Below are 24,445 nucleotides of genomic sequence, written 5' to 3' on the forward strand. Positions count from 1 at the left end.
GATAAGATTAATTTTACAAGGATATAGTGAAAAAATATCTCAATATTATCTTAATTATGATTTTATTTATCTAAAAATAGGGTATTAATAGATTTATTTATTAAATTTTAAATTATTATGATAATAAAGCTATATTCTCTCGATACTGTGCACTTTTTCATTGAGAATATCAGCCCTTATTAAAAATTTTATCTAAGAGGACATACGCTTATGAGTCAGCTTTTAGACAATACTGATAAAGCCATTTTGAACTTACTACAAGACGATGCGACACTACCACTAAAAACGGTGGCGGAACACGCTCATGTGTCTATCGCCACTGCTCAGCGCCGAATTCAAGCACTGATAGATAATGGCGTGATTACCAAGCAAGTGGCTATTGTCAATCCTGATAAAGTTGGCTACGGTCTAACAGTGGTGGTAATGATAGAGATGGAGCGCTCCAATAACTCGATGCAGCATCGATTTGAGCGCTTAATGGACGCGCAGTCGCGAGTGATGAGCTGCTATGAAGTATCGGGCGACTTTGCTTTTATGTTGATGGTCAACGCTAGAAATATGAGCGACTATCATCAGTTCACGCGCAGCTTGCTGACTTATGAGAACAATGTGCGCAATTTTAAAAGTCAATTTGTGATGAACTTTACTAAAAGTGGTACCAAGATTTTGTTAGATTAATAGCTATAATCAGTTCACAATAAAAGGAATATTCTTATAGCAAGGCGCTACTGATATAAATTTTTCTGGCGTGCTGTTCGCAAGCATGACGGAGGCTACAAAAATTCATTTCAATAGCTCAGTAACCTTGAGTCGTTTTTAAACGGGATTAACTATATCAATCGTTATTGAAAAGTGAATAACTTTTCTACTTCTCGGGAGCCGCAAGATAAAGAAGATAAGGAATAGCAAAAACTAAAGAGAGGAACCCATATACGAACAGAATGGATAAAAATGTGCCAATGTGCATGCCTGCCCTATTCATATTCGACAAATATTCAAAGATGAGCAAAGCAATTCCCATTATAGGAACTGACATAGCGATTATCAGATGTTTAGTAGTAAAAGATTTGTTGCGGTAATAGCCTTTGTTGTGAAAATAGACAGTCGCTATTAAATGAACCAGCAGGACTGGCACTACGATATAAAAAATATAAGATACAGTCATCAACCCATTTGATAGGTTCATGTCTATAGCATTCGCTGATAGTGGAATCAGAAAAAATAGTGCAAAGGCTATCATTCGATTAGACATTTTCACTCCTAGATAATGTTGTTCTTACAAAATCCTATTTTTAGATGAAAATATGATGAACCTGGCGCTTTGGATCAAAAGCCAAGACTACCGAGCTGATCAAGTTCAAGCATTTTATCCAAGTCTTATGGTGACTGCCACTACTATGTATCATACCCATAAATATCCGCTACATAAGGACCCGCTACACAACGCTTTCTTACGCTATCATGATCCCAAAAACTGAGTGCTATTACCTGAAGCACTTAAGAGCATGAGACGTAGCGACTTTATTGGCAAAGGTCGTGGCTGTTTGATACCAGCATTTAACGCTAATTTAGAAGGCCGTGATGCCGCGCAGGACAGCTATCAGTCGGCACGTAAAAAATATTTATACCAGTGGCACATTGCTATACACGACCCTCTTTTATTGTGAACTGACTATCAGTAACCAAGCTGATAACTAGAGCACAGGTATGGAACAATTTCTAACATTATCAAGCTTTGGTTTTCGCTACCATAGCCGCTGCATACTTAATACGTTATCAAAACGAATAACATAATAATTTTTATACTTTTGGAGACAGCCATGAACACGATGATGAAACTTGCTACTGCCCTACCAGCCCTGGCCTTACTTAGCGCTTGTGCGACTACTGCACCTACGTTACCAAATACTCCCGCTGCTGCTGAAAGTGTGACCAATACAGCCTATGACCGTATGATGCCAGAGCGTTATACCTGTGCCGATGACGGTCAAATTATGGCCAAACAATCTATTAATAAAAAACAAGCAATGATCACTGCCACCTTACCTAAAGTTAATTGGAAACAACAGCAAGTTACCTTAAATGGTGGCGTAACCGGTCAAACGGCAAGCTATGTCAACCAATCTAATCCAGAAGTTATTTATGCATGGCATATGACTGGTGATAAAGGGGTATTGGCTATGAAATGGGCAAACGGTAAAGAATATCAAGTCAACTGCCAAAAACTATAATAACTAACACTCTATATTATTAATGCAAACAGTCATCAAGCGATGGCTGTTTTTTTATGGCTATTTTGATGGTAAATAATTAATTTTGATGGTTTTAGCTAGAGAAGTATGAGGAAAACTGTCAAAATAGCAGTAATATAAGGTGCTTATAGTCAGTTCACAATAAAAAAAATTGTGTATAGCAATGTGCCACTGGTATAAATTTTTCTTGCGTGCTGTTCGCAAGCGTGGCAGAGGCTGCAAAAAATTCATTCCAGTAGCATTGTATCTTGTTTAAATTGAATCGACTATATTAGTTACTGTATAAACGGCTACCGTAAGAAGTTATTAATAGCTCATTAATAGCTATAGCCTGCTCATTATAAGACGCCTACGTCGTCGACTCTGCCCGCCATACTGATGTATAGCTGGCACTCTGCTTCCTGGTGTTCGTGTTATTTTGGATTGACTCTATCAATCATAAAAGTAGAAAAGGGAAAGTATCAATGGCGAAGCGTCTAATAGGTATGGTGGTTTTGAGTGCATTTAGCATAGCAATGCTAGCGGGCTGCGATAACAGTGCAGACCCTACTAACACTAATTCTGAAGTGGCGAAACAAGATGCAGCTACAGAGGTTGCAAGCGCGCCAGCCGCCCCAGTAACAAATACTATCGACTGGCAAGCAGTAGCAAGTGGTGAGACCCCTGCCGAACTTGCTAACTACGAATATCCTTTTCCACTGGATAGCGAATCGGTACGTTCCTACGCGGACTACTTTAAGGTTGATAGTGCGGTTGCTCAGCATAATATCACCATAGGCATGGCCAGTAACGAAGGGCTATCGAAGGTATTGGACCAGCTCGATAGTAGCTATACTTCCCATGAGCTGACCGATGGCGAAAATATTGAGCTTATTATTCATACCACGTCAGATATCAAAGCCAGCAGCTATGATTATGTGCTTGCCGAAGATTTTGCTAAAGGGCTTATCTTGCCTATCGTCATCAAACCAGATAGTAAGAAAAGCGATCTTAAGCCGCATGGAGAGTCGCCAGAATAGAGAGTTTAGTAGCGTGGGTTGAGGACCATTAAGAAATTATATTGAAATATTAGGTTGTCAAAGAAAATCCCTTAAACAAGATTTCCTTTGACAATCGAGCTTATAATTAGAAATAGATCAAGAAAGATAAAATTAGCTTTTTAAAATTAGCATTCAATGTTAAACAACGAAAGAGAAAGTCTACTCCCCAGCCATCGCCAAAAACTCTTCTTCACCCACCACCTTAACGCCTAATTTCTCCGCCTTCGCCATCTTCGACCCAGCCTTTTCACCTGCCAGTAGCGCCGTAGTTTTAGCAGAAATACTATCCGAGACTTTGGCACCCAATGCTTGTAGTTTGGCCTTGGCTTCATCACGTGCCATGCTTGCCAGCGCGCCAGTGATAACCCAGGTCTGGCCATCAAGTGGTAGATCGCTAGATGATTTTTGCACAACCTTATCCCAATATACGCCCGCCTCACGTAACGCGGCAATGACTTCGATATTATGGGGCGCACGGAAGAACTTATAAGCCAGTTCAGCGGTAATAGCTCCAACATCAGGGGTTAGCAATAGCGCTTCAATATCTGCGGCCATTAGGATATCCAGATCACCGAATTGCTGCGCTAAGCTTTGGGCAGTACCTTCACCCACACCGCGAATACCAAGCGCATAAATGAAACGTGCCAACGTTGTATGCTTGCTGGCTTCGATAGCAGCAATGATCTTTTGTACTGATTTTTCACCCAGCTTCTCAAGGGTAATGAGTTCTTCTTGATGGTTATGCAGCTGATAAATATCAGCGACAGTTTTGACTACCCCATGGTTAAAAAAGCCAATAAGCCAGCGCTCACCCAATCCATCGATATCCATCGCGCGCCGAGAAACGAAATGAATCAGCGCTTCTTGCTGCTGGGCCGGGCAAAACAGACCACCCGTACACCGAGCCAATGCTTCATCTTCGGGTAGTACCACAGGAGAATCACAGACTGGGCAGGTAGACGGTAAAGTGACTGGCTCGCTATCGGCTGGACGCTGATCCTGCCAAACACGGGTCACTTTCGGAATAACATCACCAGCGCGGTGGACACTAACCATGTCGCCTGCGCGTACATCGAGGCGTTGAATCTCGCCAAAGTTGTGCAAGGTGACATTACTGACCGTAACGCCGCCGACTTTTACCGGTTCTAACTTACCAACTGGGGTGATTTGTCCGGTACGCCCAACTTGCCACTCAATGGAGTGTAAACGGGTCATGACGGTCTCGGCAGGGAATTTATAAGCAGTTGCCCAGCGCGGTTCACGTGATAAAAAGCCTAACTGCTGCTGTAGTGCCAAGCTATTGACCTTGATGACCATACCGTCAATCTCAAACGGCAGCTCAGCGCGTGCCTCAATCACTGACCCATAGTAGGCTTGCGCCTCGCGTGGGTTCTGAACCACCTCGACAGCACTGACAGTAAAACCAATATCACCAAGCCAGGCTAACGCTGCTGATTGAGTTTCGATGGTGTCTGGTAGACCTTGATTAACTGAATAGCAATAGAAGGCTAGCGGACGACTTGCCGCGACCGCTGGATCAAGCTGTCGTAAGCTACCAGCAGCAGCATTACGCGGATTAGCAAAAGTTTTATCGTCGTTTTCCTGTGCCAGTCGATTGAGACGCTCAAATCCTGCCTTGGGCATTAGCACCTCACCACGCACTTCTAACAGCTCGATATTAGCCGCAGCTGCTAACCATAAGGGTAGATTACGAATGGTTTTGGCATTTTGCGTAATATCCTCGCCAGTTTGTCCATCACCACGCGTGACCGCTTGCACAAACTTACCGTAAGTATATTTTAGCGAGACCGCTAGCCCATCAAGCTTTAGCTCAATCTCATACTCAGGGTTTTGCTGAGCAACACTCAATCGGTCATTGACTCGGCGCATAAAGTCGCGCAAATCATCATACTCGAATACATTGCCAAGCGACAACATCGCTATATCATGAGTCACTTGGGTAAAGGCAGATAATGGAGCATCACCCACCTGATTAATCGGACTGTCAGGCTGGATCAAATCCGGATAAGCCTGTTCTAGTTCCATCAAAGAGCGACGCAACTGGTCGTATTCACTGTCTTCTAAGAGCGGATTATCTAGCACATAATAAGCGTTGTTGTGAGTTTTGAGCGTATCAATAAGCGCGCGCATTTGTGCGATAACGGCATCACTATCGGTAATGTCGTTTGCGATGAGCTTTTGAGAAGTCGGCTTTTGCGAATCTGGATTTTGGGGGCTACTTGATTGCGAAGTGGCTGGTTGAGAGGTTACTGCTTGAGAGGTTGCTTTTTTCGAGTCAGGTGGTAAGAGTGAGTCAGTCATAGTCGGCGTCTTTACGATTCAAGATGCCGATATCATAACAAGTTTGCAGGATATTGTGATAATTGATAGATACAAATAACGTAACATACATCACGTTATTTATACCTTTTAGCCTATTTCTTTAGACCTACAGTTTACTTAAATTTGGTTTATGGTTGTTAGGCTATTTAGCTGCTAATGAGCACCACTCTAACCTTCGTAGTCACGAACTTGATTACGCAGCTGCTGCTTATATTCGGGAGTGATCGGTTCATTACTTTCGTCTAGCATCATCGCATTTAAGTCACTGGCCATCATATAGGCGATGCTCATCATACTATCGAAACTGAGCAATGCTTGCGGATGAGGTAATGATAAAAACACCACGATACCGCTATAATTATTAGTCGCCACACTGTGTGGATCAAAGGGTGCGATGCCACTATCCGTGATACCCATCATACTAAACCATAGCATACCAGTACCGTCTTTCTTCTCGTAACGATGAAACATATTCATCGCCCCAAAGCGCAAGCCATATTTATCAATTAACGCTAATAGGTCACGACCACGGATAACCGTTAACGGGCGATCACGGTACTGATGCGGCAAAATAGTAATATTAATATTGTCTTTGGCATTAATGAGTGGACCATTTTGTGCTTGATCCACTGGCTCTAGCAGGTGGTGGTCGAGTATCGGACTGTTGTCGGTAAAGCGCGGCTCTTCTACAGTATCGATCGATGGCATGAGATTGTCAGTGGCAGACATTAGGCTAGAAAAGGCGTCAGGCTCTTGGTAACCCTTCATTTGCAATTGGTCAGCGACATGCACAAACTCAGCATTATCTTCAATCTGCTGCTCATCTTGCCAGCGTTTATAGTCCTCATCGCTATCAATATCATGGCTGGCATCACCGCGATCTGCTGTCAATTGCGCATCGACATTGGTGTGCGCATGAGTCAATGGCTCGTCTTCAATCACCGCATTTAAATAATCACGATTAGGGCCAATAGTGGTCTCGCCAGCAACGGTGTCATCAAGATCTGGCTGATCGACGATATTACGCTCATGACGTGGAATAATGGGAATACCATTCTTATCATAATTGACCGCCGCCACTTCAGCATTTTTGCGCCGCTTGAAGCTACGAATGACCATAAACAACCCTGCAAGCACGATAAACGCAGCAATGGCAATTAATATAAACTGAATAGCGGTCATGAGAAATACATCCTAATATATATAACAAAAACAAAAGATGGTATGAACGGCAATAGTCTAGCATGGCTGACCGAAGTCGTCACCATATTGTGATGGTTTATAGTCCGCCCAATATCATTATTTGATACTTACTATCAGCTATCAACTCTAAATGGTAATGCCAGCATTCAATAATTGCTCAATGTTAATTTTTAATGTGAGCTATTACTATCAAGCGCTAAACATTAACTCTCAATATCCTAACTCTCAATATAGTGCGCTGCCTCTTCTAAGGAAACACTGACCAAGGTTGAAATCCCTGGACTGGGCATGGTGATGCCCTTGAGTTCGTCGGCAATCTGCATAGCCAGCTTATTATGACTGATAAATATAAACTGTAAGTCGTTTGCCAACTCATGAATAAGACTGGTAAAACGTGCAACATTAGCATCATCAAGTGGTGCATCCACTTCATCAAGGACGCAAAATGGTGCTGGGTGCTGCTTAAAAATAGCAAAAATCAAGCTGAGGGCAGTTAAAGTTTTCTCGCCGCCCGACAACACCGCTAGCCGACTGTTACGCTTGCCTTTTGGTTGTGCCATTAAGGTGAGTCCGGCGCGCCATTGCTCTGAGCATGGTTCTGACTGATGTTTATCAGAAGAGCTGTTAGCCGGCATGTCATCCAGATTGAGCGTTAAGCTAGCATGACCCCCACCAAATACTTTGGCAAATAAATCAGCGAGATCTATATTGACCGCCTCAAGCGTTTGCATAAATAGCACCTTAGTCGTCTCATCAATAGAGGCGATCGCATTCGTCAAGGTGTTCATGCTGGCGGCAATATCTTCAGTTTGCTGTACCAGCGGCGCTAAGCGTTGGTTGACTTCAGACAGCTCAGCCACCGCAGCTAAATTAACTGCGCCAATTTTTTTTAGCTGCTGCTCAAGCTGGCTTTGCTTATTATGTAGATCAGCGATTTTATCCGGACGTACGCGGCGCTCATGAGTAATAAAGTCAGTTAATAAGCTTGAGACACTGATAGTTTGCAGCGTTTGTCCACTATTATTAGACTTATTACTAAGTTGATAGTATTCCGCTAAGCTCTCGTGAGCGCGGTTACTAGCGTCATTTAACCGTGCTTCACTCAAGGCTAATTCGGTTGCGTCACTTACCAGCTTGCTTTGTTTGACTTGTACCTCAGTTTGCAACGTATCTAGCGCTGCCTGTTGCTCACTATATTCATGCTTAAGTGCGGTTAATATAGTTTCACGCTCGGTTAGTAATGCTTGCTGTTGATCCCGTGCTGTCTGTGCCGTTTGTAATGTGGCTTGCAAGGCTGGCAGCTGTTGTTGATAACTCTCAAATCGTGCTATCAAGGTCTGCTGATTTTGTATCGCCTTATCCTGTACATCAGTCGCACGCGCTAGACTGCTGACGCTATGCTCAAGGCGGATATCACTTTGCTGGAGGCTTAACTGTAATGCCTGCCACGCCTCAGTATCGATTTGACGGACTCGGTTTAATTGGTTGCGATCAGCTTGCAGTTGCTGGCAGGTCACGCGCGCCTCTGCTAGTTTAGGCGTGAGCATATTTCTATCTTGTTCTATACTCAACTGTTCGCGGTCTAAAGACTTTTGCTCATGCTCTAACTCTTGCAGCTCTTCTGCAAGTGCTGTTTTATCAATATTTAAGCGTTGTGCATCAGCCTGTTGACGGTCACGAGCAGCTTGCTGAGTGGTTAATTGCTGCTGGCATTGATATTGATTGCGTATCAGATTGTCAGCTTGAGCGCGAGTTTCTTCAAGACTGATGACCAACGTATCATACTCACGTTGGTTTTGATTGATAGTCTTTTGCTGCGTTATTATCTGCGCCTCACTCTCATCGAGCAAGGTTGCTAAATTTTCTAAGCGCTGGCGTTGATTCAGACGCTGGGTTAGAAATTGACTGTTGCTCTGGCTATCAGCCTGCTCATCCTGGGCACCAACAAATTTGCTGAGATTTATCGTGCCACTGCTGCTGATTAACCAACCATCAGTGGTTAATAATAGCGCTGATGAGGGTAACGCTTGCAAGATGAGAGTCAGCTGTGCATTTTTCTCAAAATCAGTATTATTATCATGTTGAGCAATATATAAGTAACACCGCTGCCATAATGCCAATGTAGGCTGCGCAATCAGTTGCGATAAAGGAAAAACGTTATCTTTAAGCTGGCCTGGTAAAGTGTCGATAAAATCATTTTTCCGGCTATCATTTTGATTGGCAGTATGAGCTACGGGCAACCATAGACTATGACCATTTTCAGATGTATTCTGTTGCTTTTGACCATTTTGATACGCCAGCAACTCCGGCAAATAGCGCTTAAATTGTGACGACAGACTAGCTGTTCGTTGAGCATTATCATTAACGTTATGTTGGCTTAGTAGGAGCACATGACTATCGAGCCATAGCGCTAATAAGTTGTCTAGCAGATGCGCGTACTGCTGACCTTGAGCGCTAAGCTCAATCTGCTCACGTAGGGTGGTGATAGGTAGCGGTTGGTAGTCGCTGACTACTTTATCCTCCGCGTTGCTTTTAAAGCTGCCCTTTAACTTACTGTCTGAATCACTGTTTAAGTCACTGTTTAAGTCACTGTTTAAGTCACTATCTAGGTCACTGTTTGCATTAGCGGTTTGCTGCTGAGAATTGTTAGTAGGTTTAGGATGTAGTATTTGGTGAATGGCATCGTACTCGCCGGCTAATAGCGCATGGCGTTTTTCGTATTCCGTAAGGGCACGCTGTTGCTCAGCCAAACGTTGCTGCAACATACGCTCTTGCGGTTGTAACTCAGACAGTCGTTCCTCAACACTGTCTTGCTGCCGGTTAAGTTGCTGTAGCTGACTGTCTAAATCAACAATCTGTGCCTTTGTGGTCTGACTTCCTGGCGCTGCATTATCGCTATTAAACGCGGTAGTTTCGGACGATTGAGATTGAGTAGCCTGTTGGCTCTGTACCCATAAGTCTTGCCAATTCTGTTGGCGGCGAGCCCATTTATCTTGACTAAGTTGCAAACGGTGTTGTGATTGGGTATTGAGTGCTTGCTGCTGCTCAAGCAGACGCTCACTATCTTGCAGATGCGTTAGCTTATTTTGTGACTCATACCAAGTACGCTGTAGTGGTTGCTCATCGCATTTATCTGTGTCGCGCTTAGCCGTTAGTTCGACTAGCTGTGGCCGTAGTTTTTCTAGCGCAGTCTGTTGCTGCGCTTGTGCTATTTCTAGATCATTAATCTCAGCTATTGCTTGCTCTCGTTGCTGTGCTAAATCAGCAAGTTGCTGCTTAATTTGGTCAAGCTGTGCTTGCCCATCATTTAATTGGTGCTCAGCGTGTTGATAGCTTAATTGCTGCTGATAGTGTGCGCTTTGGGCATCGTCTTTTAGCCACTGCTCTTGGTTAATACGCGCAGTGAGTTTATCTTGCTGGGTTTTGAGCTGATCATAATTGGCTTGTAGCCTAGCCACTGTATTAACGCTACGCTCATGCTCAGCTTTATACTGCTGCTGCGACTGTTTGGCTTGATATAATTGCTGAATAGCCAGTTGCTGCTTGATATCAGCCAGAGTTTCGGCCAGCTCATCATAGCGCTGGGCACTGGCAGCTTGCTTAGATAGCGTCTTTTGTTGGCGTTCCAGCTCACTCTGCACATCATATAGGCGCGCCAGATTGTCTTTAGTTTTTTCTAACTTTTTTTGAGTTTCATCACGGCGTGCTTGATAGCGAGATACTCCTGCCGCCTCTTCAATAAATTCACGTAGCTGCATTGGGTTGGAGTCCACAATACGCCCTATCATGCCCTGCTCAATAACTGCATAGCTGCGCGAGCCGAGGCCAGTTCCCAAAAATACATCAATCACATCACGGCGACGACAACGCGTGCCGTTAATAAAGTAATCTGAGCGCCCCTCCAAATTGACCTGACGGCGGACAGACAGCTCTTGATAGAGATTGAACTCATGGCGAATACCCATTTGCTCGTCTTGGGTATGCTCAAAAGTCAGCTCGACACTGGCGACACTTTTTGCTGCTTTATCTTGCGTACCAGCAAAAATTACATCACTCATCGCCCCGCCACGCAATTGCTTGGCAGAGGTTTCACCCAATACCCAACGGATAGCATCAATCACATTTGATTTGCCACAGCCGTTGGGCCCGACAATAGCAGTAATACCGCGGGGAAAGGTAAAGGTAGTAGCGTTAGCAAAGGACTTAAAGCCTGCTAATTTTAGAGATTTTAAACGCATGAAGTATCAATAAGCTTAGCAAAAACAGGCGGCTATTCTACCTGAAATTTTGGGAGATTTTTGGAGTTTGTAAGATTTGAGTATAATCTGATATATAACTTTTAATCTTGCTATATAACTCATTTTCCCTAGCATCGCATCTCGTTTTGATTGGTTGTAAATGAGCAATATTAGTATCATTGTGGTCCAAGTTATAAAAATATAAAATGAAACCCGACGCAATCAAAGCCGTGATAAAATTTTCACTTTATAAGAAAATTTCCATTAAGTTTTTATTCGCTTAGACCACCATTTTGATATGAGCACAAGTATGGCAGCGGCATAAAGCAGCCAAACACCGCCCTTTAATAAGTCGATAACTATAAACGGAGATTTTGATATTTCGCCTGAAATAGATGCCGCTATATTTTTCGCATAGCTTTGGGCGATAAGGCCTAAAAAGAAATAGAGAGCAATTGCAGTAAAAGTCGTTAGAATTAATGCTATAACAAATTTTCTATCATTTCTATGCATACTTTTTATCCTTGTACAAATTACTTAATAGCACATTGTTACTCAGATTCAAATCTATAGCAGGCCAAGCTACAACACCCCAATACCGCTCAATAACAACTGCCCGCCAGCAAATAACAACAATACCCCAAAGGCACGTTTGAGCATCAAAGCTGGCAATTTGTACGCAAGCTTCGCACCGACTTTTGCCATAATAAAGCTAATCACCGAAATGCATAAAAATCCAGAAATATGCACAAAGCCAATAGTGCCCTCTGGTAAGTTTTTGACATTTTGACCAAACCAGGCAAAGCCTAGCGCACCAGCAATTGCAATAGGTAAACCACAAGCAGCAGCGGTACCCACCGACTGCTTCATCGTCAGCCCTGCCCAGTTTAAAAAGGGTACCGTCAAACTACCACCGCCAATACCGAAAATAGACGAGGCCAAACCAATACCCGTGCCGGCACCAAATTGTACGCCAGTAGAAGGCAGCGATTTGCCAAGCTGTTCCTTATTAGAGAAGAACAACATTTTTATGGCTACTAATAATGCCCCGCCACCAATAATGGCTTTCAGTGCTTGGCCATCAATCGACTCAGCAACACCGGCCCCTATTAAACTACCGATCACCAAACCCACTCCCATTTTACGCCAGATATCCCAACGCACGCCGCCACGCTTATTGTGCGCAGTCATTGAGCTGATTGAGGTGACAACAATAGTCGCCAAAGAAGTACCAATCGCTAAATGAGTAACCACCTCAGGTGGGAAGTGATAGGCGGTGAAAATCCATACCAAGGCTGGCACGATAATCATGCCACCACCAACACCGAACAAGCCGGCACAGACTCCTGCGAACGCGCCAGCAATTACAAACCATACATATAACATCATCCGTTTTACCTTTTAATATACTTAATTTTTATTGTGTCCGTCTGCTATTGAGCTTGGCTTTTATTGTGCTTACTTTTATATGATAATAAGATGACGGTCTTGTTTTTTTATCCATGATGTCGACTTTCTGTCTTCTATTCTCCACAATCGCCTCAGTATATCAAAAATTACCCACACTACATTAACCACATCGACTAAAATTATGCCACTAACCACCCTCTTAACGACCCTCAACCATCGCCATGTTGTCAGTAGTCCATCGACTAATAGCGAGCTGATTGACGCTGTACAAGCAGGAACTCTCAGTGCAGATGAGTCGCAACTATTAACTGCCGACACCCAAACCGCAGGGCGTGGACAGCGCGGCCGTTCTTGGCAGTCACCGCAGGGTAATGTCTATCTGTCGTTGTATCATCCAGTGCAAATGCCGATCAGTGGTTTATTATCCTTAGTTATCGGGGCTGAATTGGCTAAAATGCCAGTGATTCAAACGCTGAATGACCAATTACGAGCGCAAGGATTGGCTACTATTGGGGTAAAATGGGCCAATGATTTAGGGTTTTATCAAACGCCTAACCACTCTACTAAAGAACCTGCTCAACACTCTGATACATCAATCAACCCCAATAAAGTGCGTGAGTCTGATGACGCTCATAATCTTACGCCACCAATCAGTTATTTTAATAAACTGGCGGGCATTTTGATTGAGCCAGTGTGGCAATCAGGTAAATTAATTGGCGTAGTAATGGGGGTTGGCCTAAATGTACGAGCAACCCCAGCCTTGACCACCCAAACCAGCGAAGGTATGAGCTATCAAGCGATTAGTCTACAAGACATTTATGAAACGCTAAACCCCTCCTCTAATAATAGCGATCTATCTAGATCAGAGACAATGAACGCAACCTTGCCAAGCCTACAAGACTTATATCGGCAAATCAGTCACGCCTTAATAACAGCGATTACTTGCTTTGAGCAATTGGCTGCTGAAAAACTAACCGCCCACACTCAATATGCGGATGAATTTATGACTCAGTTTGCCGCAATGGACGCACTGACAGGGTTACGGCTACAGGTGAGCCAAAATCATAACGACCAACTTCATATTACTACTGGGTATGCCTGCGGTATTGATACACACGGATGTTTGCAATTACGGCAAGATAACGGTAAGCTTTCCGCGCTTTTTACTGGTCGTATTGATGTTATTAATGAGGTTTAAAGCACCTACACTGGGCACTAATAGTGAATCAAATATAAAATAAGTACCAGACAGGTAAGTGAAGAGGGTACGTCACTTATCACAGCAAGTGCATTAAGCACGTCTGACACCGCAACTGCTTTATAATTGATTCATTCGATATAAGGATATTTATGCTCTGGCTCGACTTGGGAAATACCCGTCTTAAATACTGGCTCACCGATGATATCGGGCAGATTGTCTCGCATGACGCTAAGCAACATTTGCAAGCGCCTGCAGAACTACTCATGGGTTTGACGGATCGCTTTGAGCGCTATGCTCCTGACTTTATCGGTATCTCGTCAGTACTGGGTGACGAGCTTAATGAACGAGTGTCAAAAACCTTGAGTCGACTGGGTATTCCTTTCGAGTTTGTCCATGTTGATGCCGAACATCCACTCATGCGTAGTGATTACGATGCCAACCAATTAGGCTGTGATCGCTGGCTACAAATGCTGGGTGCCGTGGATAAGAAAAAGCGTCAATGTGTGATTGGCTGCGGAACGGCTGTGACTATTGATCTGATTGATCACGCCGAGCATTTGGGCGGCTATATTTTTCCTAATATCTATCTGCAGCGTGAGTCGTTGTTCTCAGGTACTAAACAAATCACCATCTCTAACGGTACCTTTGATCGCATCACTCAAGGCACCAACACTCATGAGGCGGTACACCGAGGTATCCTGTTGTCTATCGTCGGCGCGGTAAATGAGATTACCAATCGTCATCCAAACTTTGAGCTGATCATGACCGGTGGCGATGCTAATATGATTGCCCAACATGTTAATCGTCCAGTGCGTATTCGTGAAGATTTACTGCTCAACGGCATAGCGCGATATTTCGACTATAGCAAACAGTAATTAGCCTGCGAAAAACTATTGATAAAAAACAATCCATAAAAAAGCAGTAAGTCTCAGACTTACTGCTTTTTTATGGGTTAACGGACAGTGCGAGCTGTTTTGTGGGCTCTATAGTCAATGAAAAGTAACATCGATACATAACATAACATACTGCTGGCATAAGTTTTTCTTGCTTGCTGTGCCTACGCAGACAGAGGCTGCAAAAAGCTTATACCAACAGTACCGTAGCGTTTTTAAGGTATTTTAACTATAGATTCTGAGTTATGGCATCATTTTAAAAGCTTTAGCACTTCAAATTATTAAACTTTCAAAAACAACCTCACGCTGTCTGTCCGTCTATTCGCCTGCTCAGTCATGCCAGTTGCTGGCTAACTTATGAGCCTAGTTATGAGCCAAGCTGTTTATTAGTCAGACTATTTAGTCTCGTTAAACAACTCACGGCCGATCAGCATACGGCGGATTTCACTGGTACCCGCTCCAATCTCATATAGCTTGGCATCGCGCCATAAACGACCCAGTGGATACTCATTGGTATAGCCATTACCGCCAAATATTTGAATGCCTTCACCTGCCATCCATGTGGCTTTTTCAGCACACCATAAGATAACACTGGCGCAGTCTTTACGTACTTGACGACTATGACCGGCTTCTAGCGCGTCGAGGTTTTTACCGACCGTATATAAGAAGCTGCGACCAGCTTGTAGCACGGTGTACATATCAGCGACTTTACCTTGAATCAGCTGAAATTCACCAATGGCTTGACCGAATTGCTGACGATCGTGGATATAAGGAATCACATTGTCCATCACCGATTGCATGATACCAATAGGACCAGCAGCCAATACCGCGCGCTCGTAATCCAGCCCACTCATCAATACTTTGACGCCATTATTTAAGCCGCCAAGGATATTTTCACTAGGCACTTCGACATTGCTAAAGGTCATCTCGCCAGTATGGCTGCCACGCATGCCTAATTTATCGAGCTTTTGTGCAGTACCAAAGCCTGCCATACCCTTCTCAATGATAAAGGCAGTAATCCCTTTAGCACCGAGCTCAGGATTGGTTTTGGCATAAACCACCATCACATCCGCATCAGGGCCGTTGGTAATCCACATTTTGCTACCGTTCAAAATATAGCTACCGTCTTTTTCTTCGGCTTTGAGCTTCATACTGGTGACATCAGAACCAGCACCGGTTTCACTCATGGCAAGCGCACCAATAAATTCACCACTCAGCAGTTTAGGTAGATATTTTTGCTTCTGCTCTTCACTGCCATTACGTTTGAGCTGATTGATGCAAAGGTTTGAATGGGCGCCATAACTGAGTGCCACCGACGCAGAAGCGCGGCTAATCTCTTCCATCACCACCATATGCGCGACGTAGCCCATATCAACCCCGCCATACTCTTCAGGAACGGTGATACCATGAAGGCCTAAATCACCCATTTTTTGCCATAGATCCATTGGGAATTCATCGCTGGAATCAATCTCAGCGGCACGCGGGGCAATTTCATTCGCCGCAAATTTTTGCACCATATCGCGTAGGGCATCAATATCTTCGCCAAGCTGAAAGTCTAATCCGGGTAAACTCATAATTATTCCTTATATTTTAGGTTCTAATCTATTAATATTTTTAAAGGTTATTAGCGCGTAGGGTACTTTTATTGATTAATAGCTCAAGACTAACGCTGGTTAATCAATGCACGCGCAACGTTGGAGCCATTGGGACGCTCTAAAAATGCACTGATACGCTCGCCAGCACTGACCAACTTTTCCAGATCAATACCGGTACGGATACCCATACCGTGCAGCATATAAACCACATCTTCAGTCGCCACATTACCGGTTGCCCCTTTGGCATATGGACAACCACCAAGCCCAGCAACGGATGTATCAAACTCGCGCACACCCATCTGCAATGCCGCTAAGGTATTACTCAATGCCTGACCATAAGTGTCATGAAAGTGCCCCGATATCGCTGCTATATCAACATATTCAAGCGCTGCTTGTAAAGCACGCTGAACTTTGAGGGGTGTACCAACACCTATAGTATCGGCAATGCCAATTTGCTCGGCACCAATCTCGACCAGACGCTTGGTCACATACGCTACTTGACTGGGGTCAATATCACCTTCATAAGGACAGCCGACCGTACACGAAATAACTCCGCGAACCTTGATACCTTGGGCTTTAGCAGCAGCAGCGACTGGGGCAAAGCGTGCAATACTGTCATCGATGCTACAGTTAATATTCTTTTGACTAAAGGTTTCACTGGCTGAGCCAAATATGACAATTTCATCAGGACGATGCACGATAGCATTTTCAAAGCCACGCATATTGGGCACTAATACGGAATAACAAACGTCATCATGACGTGTGGGCTCAAGCGCTTCCAACAGTGCACTGTTATCACCCATTTGCGGTACCCATTTAGGCGAGACAAAGCTAGTCGCTTCAAGCTTTTTAATCCCAGCGGCAATCAGGTCTTCAATCAGTGCTTGCTTGATGGCAGTTGGTACGGTTTTGGACTCATTTTGCAAGCCATCACGCGGACTGACGTCAACGATCAGTACCTGGTCGGGATACGAGTGTTTCATGATTGCCATCCTTTTTATTAATCTGTTTTTACTGATCTGACTGTTAGTGTGGTTAATGGGCTAAAAGCTACTAGGCTGAAATTTTTAAAGAGCTAATTTCGCAAACAGTTATTTCTAAAAACCGCCATGCTCTTTAACTGTCGCTATCATTATCCTTCTTCGGTAGCATCAATTCGCAATAACTCATCACCATCGGCAACCAAATCGCCGGCTTTAAATAGCAGCTCTGCGACTACACCATCCGTAGGCGCGATGATAGTATGCTCAATTTTCATGGCTTCAATCACAGCTAACGGCTCGCCTTGCTTGACGGTATCACCTACGGCTACCTTAAAGGCAATAACTTGTCCTGGCATAGGCGATTTTAGACTACCAACCGCCGCATTATCCTCACCAACATGAGCCATAATATCAATTAAAGTAATCTGATCACGCCCAGCATCAGTAAAGACATATACAGTTTCATTATGTAGCCAACTTTGGGCGCTAATACGTGTACCGTCTAACCATAAAACATGGTTGTGTGCATCGCTGCTTGTGTAGCTGACATGGCCCTTATATAAATTATGGGTTGGACTGGCAGTATTATTTTTGTCGTTAACTTGGTCTGTATCTTTACCATCATTATTAGTCGTATCATGCTCAATGACCATATCAAAGCGACTGGCTTTATCGTTAGACTTGTCAAGACCACTATCTGAGCATGTAGCACCATTGTACCAATCACTAATATGAGCTAAATAAGGCTGCTCATCATAAACCAAACTAAACTGCCGCGTATAATCGGTATAAGCGCGAAACCCTGAGGTCTGGCCAAAAGGGTCAAAAGAATTGGCATCCGTATCGGCCGACTCAGTGGCAAGCTGCTGAACAATGGCAGTGCTAATGAGTGTTGATAGCTCAAGAGGCTGTTGGTCAAAAAGGTCAGCCCGCTCCCGCTCAATCAATGCCGTATCTAGATTGGCATTGCTAAATGAATCGGTATTAATAATATAACGTAAGAATGCTACGTTGTTCGGCAGTCCAACGATGCGCGTTTGTGCCAGTGCGCGATCAAGTTTGGCTAACGCTTGCTCACGAGTTGGTGCATGAACAATTAGTTTGGCAATCATCGAATCATAAAAGGGGCTAATGACATCGCCTTCGCGGACACCGTCATCAAGACGTATATCAGCAATGTTAAAGGTACTGTGTTCAGGCTTTTGATAAGTAAACAACGTCCCCGTCGCTGGCAGGAAATCATTGTCAGGGTTTTCAGCACAGATTCGTGCTTCAATAGCATGACCATTAATAACCAGCTGATCTTGGGTTTTCGGTAATGACTCACCAGCAGCAACCAATAGCTGCCATTCAACCAAATCTAAACCAGTAATTGCTTCGGTAACCGGATGCTCGACTTGCAAACGCGTATTCATCTCCATGAAGTAAAAATTCATGGAAGTCTCACGCTGCTCAACGATAAACTCGACGGTTCCTGCGCCAACATAACTCACTGCCCGCGCAGCCTCGATAGCCGCTGCGCCCATTTCCTCGCGCATGCTGATATCGACACCAGGCGCTGGCGCCTCTTCAAGAACTTTTTGATGACGGCGCTGTACCGAGCAATCTCGCTCAAATAAATGCACATAATTTCCGTGGCTATCGCCAAATACTTGGATTTCGATATGACGCGGTTTGAGGGCATACTTTTCGACCAATACTTGATCATTACCGAAGCTGGTTATCGCTTCACGGCGGCAAGACTCTAATAGGCCGATAAAGTCAGCGCTTTGCTCGACAATACGCATGCCTTTACCACCGCCACCAGCACTGGCTTTGATTAATACTGGATAGCCGATTTCATCAGCTTGCGCCCTTAAGAATTCGCCATCTTGATTGTCGCCATGATAGCCAGGAATTAGTGGTACGCCAGCTGTTTCCATCAAGCGTTTAGATTCAGACTTACCGCCCATGGCACGGATAGCAGCAGCCGATGGACCGATAAATACTAAGCCGGCATCATGACAAGCTTGAGCAAATTCAGCATTTTCACTCAGGAATCCATAACCAGGATGAATGGCTTGCGCGCCGGTTTCTTTAGCGATCGCAATAATAGCATCACCTTTAAGGTAACTGTCTTTTGGGGCAGAACCACCCAAATAGACGGCTTCATCACAGACAGCCACATGCTTGGCATGACGGTCAGCATCGGAATAGACAGCGACGGTATTAACACCCATACGCTTTGCAGTCGCTGCCACTCGGCAGGCAATCTCGCCACGGTTGGCAATCAAAATTTTAGAAAACATAGCTATCCTTGTCTTTTGCCTTATATTTTTATCGTAGCATCAGTTATGGTTGGAATCCTGACCTGACTGTTTGATGCTGTCCGTTTAGTATTACTTTTGCTGCTATCACCAATTGGTCTTTAATAGCTAGTCTTCTGTCTGCCATGCGGGGCGACGTTTTTGTAAAAAGGCTTGCACGCCTTCCTTCCCCTGTTCTGAGGCACGAATATCAGCAATACCTTTGACCGTATGCTTTATAAGCTTCTCGGTTATGGGTTGTCCGGCCACATCATGAAGTAGAGTCTTGCAGGTTTCCATCGCATCAGGGCTGTTTTTGACGACTTTGGCACAGAAAGTTGCTACCACATCATTAAGTGACTCTTCGCTAACGCGCTCATGAATAAAGCCGAGCTGGCGCGCTTTTTTGGCATCAAAAACTTCCGCACTTAAGAAATAACGCTGCGCTGCTCGGGCACCCATTGCGCGAATGACATAAGGGCTGATAGTTGCTGGTGCAAGACCTAACCGAACTTCACTTAAACAAAAATTAGCAATCTTAACGGCAAATGCGACATCACAGGCGGCTACTAAGCCCATGCCACCCGCATAAACATCCCCTTGAATAGCAGCAATAGTCGGCTTTGGGCACTCATAAATGGTCTTAAGCATTTGCGCTAACTTATCAGCATCCGCTAAATTTTCCTCATAGCTGTAATCCGCCATGGCGCGCATCCAGTTGAGATCCGCACCAGCACAAAAGGCCTTGCCAGCTGCCGCTAGAACAATGACGCGCACGTTATCATTTGCCCCTAACTGTTCAAACGCTACGGTCAGCTCACTTATCATCTCATCGTTGAAAGCATTACGCTTTTCAGGACAGTTTAAAGTGACGGTGGCGACGTGTTGCTCAATAGTGACCAGTAGGCTTTTATAATTATTAGTATTTTTTACCATATCATTTTGCATAATTTTCTCTTTATATTTTTATAGTACTTTTCAAACCAGTCAATACTAAATATTGATATGAGCGTGTGACTGGCAAAAATTTTCTTGCTTGCTGTGCGCAAGCCAGACAGAGGCTGCAAAAATTTCTGCCAATCACACTGTATCTATTTTAAATTAAACCCAACATAATCATGAGTAACTTGCTTAGTTGTCTTACATTCTAAAAACACCGAATGTGGTCTCTTCAATCGGAGCGTTATGAGCCGCGCTAAGTCCTAGTGCCAACACCTTGCGGGTATCAGCAGGGTCAATCACGCCGTCATCCCATAAGCGGGCAGTCGCATAATACGGATGGCCCTGCTCTTCATACATCTCGCGAATAGGCGTTTTAAAGGCTTCTTCATCATCCTTACTCCAGGCTTCACCTTTACGATCAAAATTATCACGCTTGACAGTCGCAAGTACCGATGCCGCTTGCTCGCCGCCCATGACTGATATGCGCGCGTTCGGCCACATCCATAAGAAGCGCGGACTATACGCACGGCCACACATACCATAATTACCCGCACCAAATGAGCCACCGACGATAACGGTAAATTTAGGTACTTTAGCATTGGCAACGGCCATCACCATCTTGGCACCATGACGAGCAATACCTTCGTTTTCGTACTTACGTCCGACCATAAATCCGGTAATATTTTGCAAAAATACTAATGGAATTTTGCGCTTACAGCACAGCTCAATAAAGTGCGTACCTTTTTGCGCCGACTCACTAAATAAAATACCGTTATTGGCAATAATACCGACTGGCATGCCTTCAATATGGGCAAAACCGCAGACTAAGGTAGTACCAAAGCGCGCCTTAAATTCATCAAACGCACTGTCATCGACAATCCGCGCGATGATCTCTCTAATATCGAACGGCTGGCGGGTATCATTGGGAATAATGCCGTACAGCTCTTTGGCATCATAACGCGGCGGCCGCGGGGTAATTTGATTGGGAATGTGCTTGGCTGGTCGGTTAAAATGACTGACAATATTACGTGCCAGCGACAACGCATGGGTATCGTTTTGCGCCAGATGATCCACCACTCCTGATAGACGCGTATGCACATCACTGCCGCCTAAGTCTTCGGCGGTCACTTCTTCACCAGTAGCCGCTTTTACCAACGGCGGGCCACCTAGGAAGATAGTCCCTTGATCTTTGACAATAATAGACTCATCGCTCATCGCTGGGACATAAGCGCCGCCAGCGGTACAGCTGCCCATCACTACCGCAATTTGTGGAACACCCGCCGCACTAAGATTGGCTTGATTGAAGAAAATACGGCCAAAGTGCTCTTTATCAGGAAACACTTCGTCTTGATTGGGCAAATTTGCGCCCCCTGAATCCACTAGATAGATACAAGGCAGATTGTTCTCTTGTGCGATTTCTTGCGCCCGCAGATGCTTTTTAACAGTCATTGGAAAATAAGTGCCGCCTTTTACAGTAGCGTCATTACAGATAATCAAACATTCAGTGCCATTAACACGACCGATACCAGCAATCACACCAGCAGCTGGGATATCTTCATCATACATATCGTATGCCGCCATCGGGGCTATCTCTAAGAAGGGGGTCCCAACATCGAGCAGGCGTTCAACACGCTCACGTGGTAGCAGTTTGCCACGTGCCAAATGCCTAGCACGCGAGCGCTCTGAGCCACCTTGTGCAATTTTGTGTAAATGCTCATATAGATCATCTACTATCACTTGCATAGCGGCGCTATTTTGCTGAAATTCAGCGGCGTTTGGACTCAATTTACTGGTTATGATGGCGCTCATGATATCCCTTTCTATAATTGGCTTTTATGCTGGTCTTTTATTTATGACTTATTTTTCTTAGTCTGCGCTTAGCTACTGTTTTTAAATACTACTTTTTAAATGCTTTGCTTAGCTGCTTCGCTATTTTAAGCCCAGCTCTTCTTTCATATGCTCAACGATTTTAAACTTCTGGATTTTACCAGTAATGGTCATTGGATATTCAGTAACGAAGCGATAGTAGGTGGGTACTTTATAATGGGCGATATGCTCACTACAGAATAGCCGCACCTCTTCTTCGGTCAAGCTACCTTCCTGCTTGGGAATAATCCATGCTGCCAACACCTCACCATAACGCTCATCGGGTATACCAACCACTTGTACGTCACGGATATTAGGATGGCGGTAGAGATAATTTTCAATTTCTACCGGATAGATATTCTCCCCACCACGAATGACCATATCCTTACTACGACCAACGATTTTGACATAACCGTCTTCATCGATAGTGGCCAAATCACCGGTATGCATCCAACCATCTTGAATAGCCTCACGCGATTTAAAGCGACTGCCCCAATAACCTTGCATTACCGAATAGCCGCGCGTTAATAACTCACCGGTTTCCCCTATCGGCACAATATCACCCGTTTCGCTATCGATAACCTTTACTTCAAGTGCGGGCTGTACCAGTCCGACGGTAGAAACCTGCTTATCAAGCGGCGTGTGCTCATTTGTTTGGCAAGACACCGGACTGGTCTCAGTCATGCCATAAGCAATAGTGACTTCGCTCATATGCATCTTATCAATGACCCGGCGCATTACTTCAATCGGACAGCTAGAGCCGGCCATAATACCGGTACGCAAAGTGGACAAATCAAAGGTGTCAAACTCAGGATGGTCGAGCATAGCGATAAACATGGTCGGCACGCCATGCAAAGCGGTACATTTCTCTTCTTCAACCGTTTGTAATACCGTCAACGCATCGAAGCCATCGTTGGGATAAAGAATACAACCGCCGTGAGTTAAGACTGCTAAGTTACCGAGCACCATACCAAAGCAGTGATATAACGGTACAGGAATACACAATCTGTCCTCTTCGGTTAGGTTCATGGCCTCACCGATAAAATAACCGTTATTTAGAATGTTACGGTGGGTTAGGGTTGCGCCCTTTGGGGTGCCAGTGGTGCCGCTGGTAAACTGTACATTAATAGCATCGGTGTTTTTGAGCTGAGCTTGTCGTTCAGCTACCCGCGGATCATTGGCATCGCCCTCAGCCATCCATAACGAGAATTTCTGCATGTAGCTAAAATCTTCATCGCTATCAGGCTCATCAATCCAAACGATACGTTCAATGGTCGGTATCTCGATCAAGTCCAGCTGTTGATAGCTCTTATGATAAATCTCAGGGCATAACTCGCGGATCATCTGAGCGTAGTCGCTGGTTTTAAAATGACGCATTAATACCAGCGCCGAGCACCCTAACTTGTTAAGAGCGTACTGCAATTCAAAGGTACGATAGGCTGGATTAATATTAACTAAGATCACCCCGACTTTTGCGGTCGCTAGCTGCATGAGTAACCATTCGGCATTATTGTGCGACCAAATACCGATGCGATCACCAATCTCAAGTCCCATCTCAATCATGCTACTGGCCAACTGATTAACATGCTGTTGTAGCTCACGATACGTCCAACGAATATTTTGATGGCGTGACACCAACGCTTCACGCTCAGGGTATTTATCTACGATAGCATCAAAAAAGTCACCGATAGTGGCCTCAATGAGTGGCACATCAGGGCCTTTATCGTAGCTTTGGGTGAGAGGAGCATTGGCAGAGCGCGCGCCCATATTTATGCTAGGGACATTATTAAGAATGGTATCAAAATAGGAGGGATTAGTCATAACGAGTCCTTTCGTTGTACTTTATTATTTTACTTTACTATAGCCTGCTAACAGGTTCTATTGTTCCTTGAATCTGTTTTATATCTTGCCAACTACTATAACGCCTTCAATGAAAGGCTGTCAATGATATCGATACAATATGTATCACTTAAACAAACCTTAGGAAAGGTATTATAAATAATTAAAAGCTCATAATTAGTGGTGTAATGGACAGCTGGCTTTTTTAGCACTTGATAAAAACAGTATTTAATTAATGAGTAAATTGTTACCCAACCAAGCTACTCTATAGTCAGTTAAGAATAAAAGAGAGTCGTTCAAATCAACGTGCTACTGGTATAAATTTTTCTTGCTTGCTGTTCGCACGCGTGACAGA

17 protein-coding genes and 1 pseudogene are annotated in these 24,445 nt (G+C 44.3%); 6 read left to right on the plus strand and 12 right to left on the minus strand.

The window, feature by feature from the left end; genetic code table 11:
• Window positions 1-210: 210 nt before the first annotated feature.
• Window positions 211-678 carry an Lrp/AsnC family transcriptional regulator gene (locus H4W00_RS00495; protein ID WP_209955415.1) on the plus strand — a complete coding sequence of 156 codons (468 nt, stop codon included), beginning with the start codon at window positions 211-213 and terminating at the stop codon, window positions 676-678.
• Between the two features lie 187 nt (window positions 679-865).
• On the opposite strand, the gene H4W00_RS00500 is transcribed toward H4W00_RS00495, so the two are convergent.
• Window positions 866-1,252 carry a hypothetical protein gene (locus tag H4W00_RS00500; protein ID WP_209955417.1) on the minus strand — a complete coding sequence of 129 codons (387 nt, stop codon included), beginning with the start codon at window positions 1,250-1,252 and terminating at the stop codon, window positions 866-868.
• 55 nt (window positions 1,253-1,307) lie between these two features.
• Between H4W00_RS00500 and H4W00_RS00505 the strand changes: the two are divergent.
• The 3 genes and pseudogenes from H4W00_RS00505 to H4W00_RS00515 all read left to right on the plus strand — a co-directional run bounded on the left by H4W00_RS00505 (window position 1,308) and on the right by H4W00_RS00515 (window position 3,271).
• Window positions 1,308-1,667, plus strand: a pseudogene (locus H4W00_RS00505) (DUF3362 domain-containing protein).
• 153 nt (window positions 1,668-1,820) lie between these two features.
• On the plus strand, window positions 1,821-2,231 hold the full coding sequence (locus H4W00_RS00510) for a hypothetical protein (RefSeq protein WP_209955419.1): 411 nt from the start codon (window positions 1,821-1,823) through the stop codon (window positions 2,229-2,231).
• Window positions 2,232-2,716: 485 nt separating this feature from the next.
• Window positions 2,717-3,271 carry a hypothetical protein gene (locus H4W00_RS00515; protein ID WP_209955420.1) on the plus strand — a complete coding sequence of 185 codons (555 nt, stop codon included), beginning with the start codon at window positions 2,717-2,719 and terminating at the stop codon, window positions 3,269-3,271.
• A 180-nt stretch (window positions 3,272-3,451) separates the two neighbouring features.
• Here the strand turns inward: H4W00_RS00515 and ligA are convergent, their stop codons facing one another.
• The 5 genes from ligA to H4W00_RS00540 form a co-directional block, all read right to left on the minus strand.
• On the minus strand, window positions 3,452-5,443 hold the full coding sequence (ligA, locus tag H4W00_RS00520; RefSeq protein ID WP_209958756.1) for an NAD-dependent DNA ligase LigA: 1,992 nt from the start codon (window positions 5,441-5,443) through the stop codon (window positions 3,452-3,454).
• Between the two features lie 360 nt (window positions 5,444-5,803).
• A complete protein-coding gene (locus H4W00_RS00525; protein ID WP_209955423.1) occupies window positions 5,804-6,817 on the minus strand; it encodes a cell division protein ZipA C-terminal FtsZ-binding domain-containing protein in 1,014 nt (337 codons plus the stop codon).
• A gap of 239 nt (window positions 6,818-7,056) precedes the next feature.
• The gene (locus H4W00_RS00530; protein ID WP_209955425.1) at window positions 7,057-11,076 is read right to left on the minus strand and encodes an AAA family ATPase; all 4,020 of its coding nucleotides are present in this window, start codon (window positions 11,074-11,076) and stop codon (window positions 7,057-7,059) included.
• A gap of 264 nt (window positions 11,077-11,340) precedes the next feature.
• A complete protein-coding gene (locus H4W00_RS00535; protein WP_209955427.1) occupies window positions 11,341-11,589 on the minus strand; it encodes a hypothetical protein in 249 nt (82 codons plus the stop codon).
• Between the two features lie 69 nt (window positions 11,590-11,658).
• Window positions 11,659-12,462 carry a sulfite exporter TauE/SafE family protein gene (locus H4W00_RS00540; RefSeq protein ID WP_209958758.1) on the minus strand — a complete coding sequence of 268 codons (804 nt, stop codon included), beginning with the start codon at window positions 12,460-12,462 and terminating at the stop codon, window positions 11,659-11,661.
• 205 nt (window positions 12,463-12,667) lie between these two features.
• On the opposite strand from H4W00_RS00540, the gene H4W00_RS00545 reads away from it, so the two are divergent.
• On the plus strand, window positions 12,668-13,684 hold the full coding sequence (locus H4W00_RS00545) for a biotin--[acetyl-CoA-carboxylase] ligase (protein ID WP_209955428.1): 1,017 nt from the start codon (window positions 12,668-12,670) through the stop codon (window positions 13,682-13,684).
• 152 nt (window positions 13,685-13,836) lie between these two features.
• Entirely contained in the window at window positions 13,837-14,562 is a 726-nt protein-coding gene (locus H4W00_RS00550) for a pantothenate kinase (RefSeq protein ID WP_209955430.1), read from the plus strand.
• Between the two features lie 413 nt (window positions 14,563-14,975).
• Here the strand turns inward: H4W00_RS00550 and H4W00_RS00555 are convergent, their stop codons facing one another.
• From H4W00_RS00555 to H4W00_RS00580, 6 genes are all read right to left on the minus strand, one after another.
• Window positions 14,976-16,154 carry an isovaleryl-CoA dehydrogenase gene (locus H4W00_RS00555; RefSeq protein ID WP_209955432.1) on the minus strand — a complete coding sequence of 393 codons (1,179 nt, stop codon included), beginning with the start codon at window positions 16,152-16,154 and terminating at the stop codon, window positions 14,976-14,978.
• Window positions 16,155-16,243: 89 nt separating this feature from the next.
• Window positions 16,244-17,158 carry a hydroxymethylglutaryl-CoA lyase gene (locus H4W00_RS00560; RefSeq protein WP_209955434.1) on the minus strand — a complete coding sequence of 305 codons (915 nt, stop codon included), beginning with the start codon at window positions 17,156-17,158 and terminating at the stop codon, window positions 16,244-16,246.
• Window positions 17,159-17,307: 149 nt separating this feature from the next.
• Window positions 17,308-19,446, minus strand: a complete 2,139-nt coding sequence (locus tag H4W00_RS00565; RefSeq protein ID WP_209955436.1) for an acetyl/propionyl/methylcrotonyl-CoA carboxylase subunit alpha — start codon at window positions 19,444-19,446, stop codon at window positions 17,308-17,310.
• Window positions 19,447-19,572: 126 nt separating this feature from the next.
• A complete protein-coding gene (locus tag H4W00_RS00570; RefSeq protein ID WP_209958760.1) occupies window positions 19,573-20,379 on the minus strand; it encodes an enoyl-CoA hydratase/isomerase family protein in 807 nt (268 codons plus the stop codon).
• Window positions 20,380-20,583: 204 nt separating this feature from the next.
• A complete protein-coding gene (locus tag H4W00_RS00575; protein WP_209955438.1) occupies window positions 20,584-22,194 on the minus strand; it encodes a carboxyl transferase domain-containing protein in 1,611 nt (536 codons plus the stop codon).
• A 120-nt stretch (window positions 22,195-22,314) separates the two neighbouring features.
• Window positions 22,315-24,072 carry an AMP-binding protein gene (locus tag H4W00_RS00580; protein WP_209955440.1) on the minus strand — a complete coding sequence of 586 codons (1,758 nt, stop codon included), beginning with the start codon at window positions 24,070-24,072 and terminating at the stop codon, window positions 22,315-22,317.
• Between the last annotated feature and the right edge of the window lie 373 nt (window positions 24,073-24,445).

The organism is Psychrobacter sp. PL19, from assembly GCF_017875835.1.
In the GTDB taxonomy this organism is placed as follows: domain Bacteria; phylum Pseudomonadota; class Gammaproteobacteria; order Pseudomonadales; family Moraxellaceae; genus Psychrobacter.

Coding starts and splice junctions, on each gene's coding strand:
- H4W00_RS00495 (WP_209955415.1), top strand. CDS start 211: ATGAGTCAGCTTTTAGACAATACTGATAAAGCCATTTTGAACTTACTA.
- H4W00_RS00500 (WP_209955417.1), bottom strand. CDS start 1,252: ATGTCTAATCGAATGATAGCCTTTGCACTATTTTTTCTGATTCCACTA.
- H4W00_RS00510 (WP_209955419.1), top strand. CDS start 1,821: ATGAACACGATGATGAAACTTGCTACTGCCCTACCAGCCCTGGCCTTA.
- H4W00_RS00515 (WP_209955420.1), top strand. CDS start 2,717: ATGGCGAAGCGTCTAATAGGTATGGTGGTTTTGAGTGCATTTAGCATA.
- ligA (WP_209958756.1), bottom strand. CDS start 5,443: ATGCGCGCGCTTATTGATACGCTCAAAACTCACAACAACGCTTATTAT.
- H4W00_RS00525 (WP_209955423.1), bottom strand. CDS start 6,817: ATGACCGCTATTCAGTTTATATTAATTGCCATTGCTGCGTTTATCGTG.
- H4W00_RS00530 (WP_209955425.1), bottom strand. CDS start 11,076: ATGCGTTTAAAATCTCTAAAATTAGCAGGCTTTAAGTCCTTTGCTAAC.
- H4W00_RS00535 (WP_209955427.1), bottom strand. CDS start 11,589: ATGCATAGAAATGATAGAAAATTTGTTATAGCATTAATTCTAACGACT.
- H4W00_RS00540 (WP_209958758.1), bottom strand. CDS start 12,462: ATGTTATATGTATGGTTTGTAATTGCTGGCGCGTTCGCAGGAGTCTGT.
- H4W00_RS00545 (WP_209955428.1), top strand. CDS start 12,668: ATGCCACTAACCACCCTCTTAACGACCCTCAACCATCGCCATGTTGTC.
- H4W00_RS00550 (WP_209955430.1), top strand. CDS start 13,837: ATGCTCTGGCTCGACTTGGGAAATACCCGTCTTAAATACTGGCTCACC.
- H4W00_RS00555 (WP_209955432.1), bottom strand. CDS start 16,154: ATGAGTTTACCCGGATTAGACTTTCAGCTTGGCGAAGATATTGATGCC.
- H4W00_RS00560 (WP_209955434.1), bottom strand. CDS start 17,158: ATGAAACACTCGTATCCCGACCAGGTACTGATCGTTGACGTCAGTCCG.
- H4W00_RS00565 (WP_209955436.1), bottom strand. CDS start 19,446: ATGTTTTCTAAAATTTTGATTGCCAACCGTGGCGAGATTGCCTGCCGA.
- H4W00_RS00570 (WP_209958760.1), bottom strand. CDS start 20,379: ATGGTAAAAAATACTAATAATTATAAAAGCCTACTGGTCACTATTGAG.
- H4W00_RS00575 (WP_209955438.1), bottom strand. CDS start 22,194: ATGAGCGCCATCATAACCAGTAAATTGAGTCCAAACGCCGCTGAATTT.
- H4W00_RS00580 (WP_209955440.1), bottom strand. CDS start 24,072: ATGACTAATCCCTCCTATTTTGATACCATTCTTAATAATGTCCCTAGC.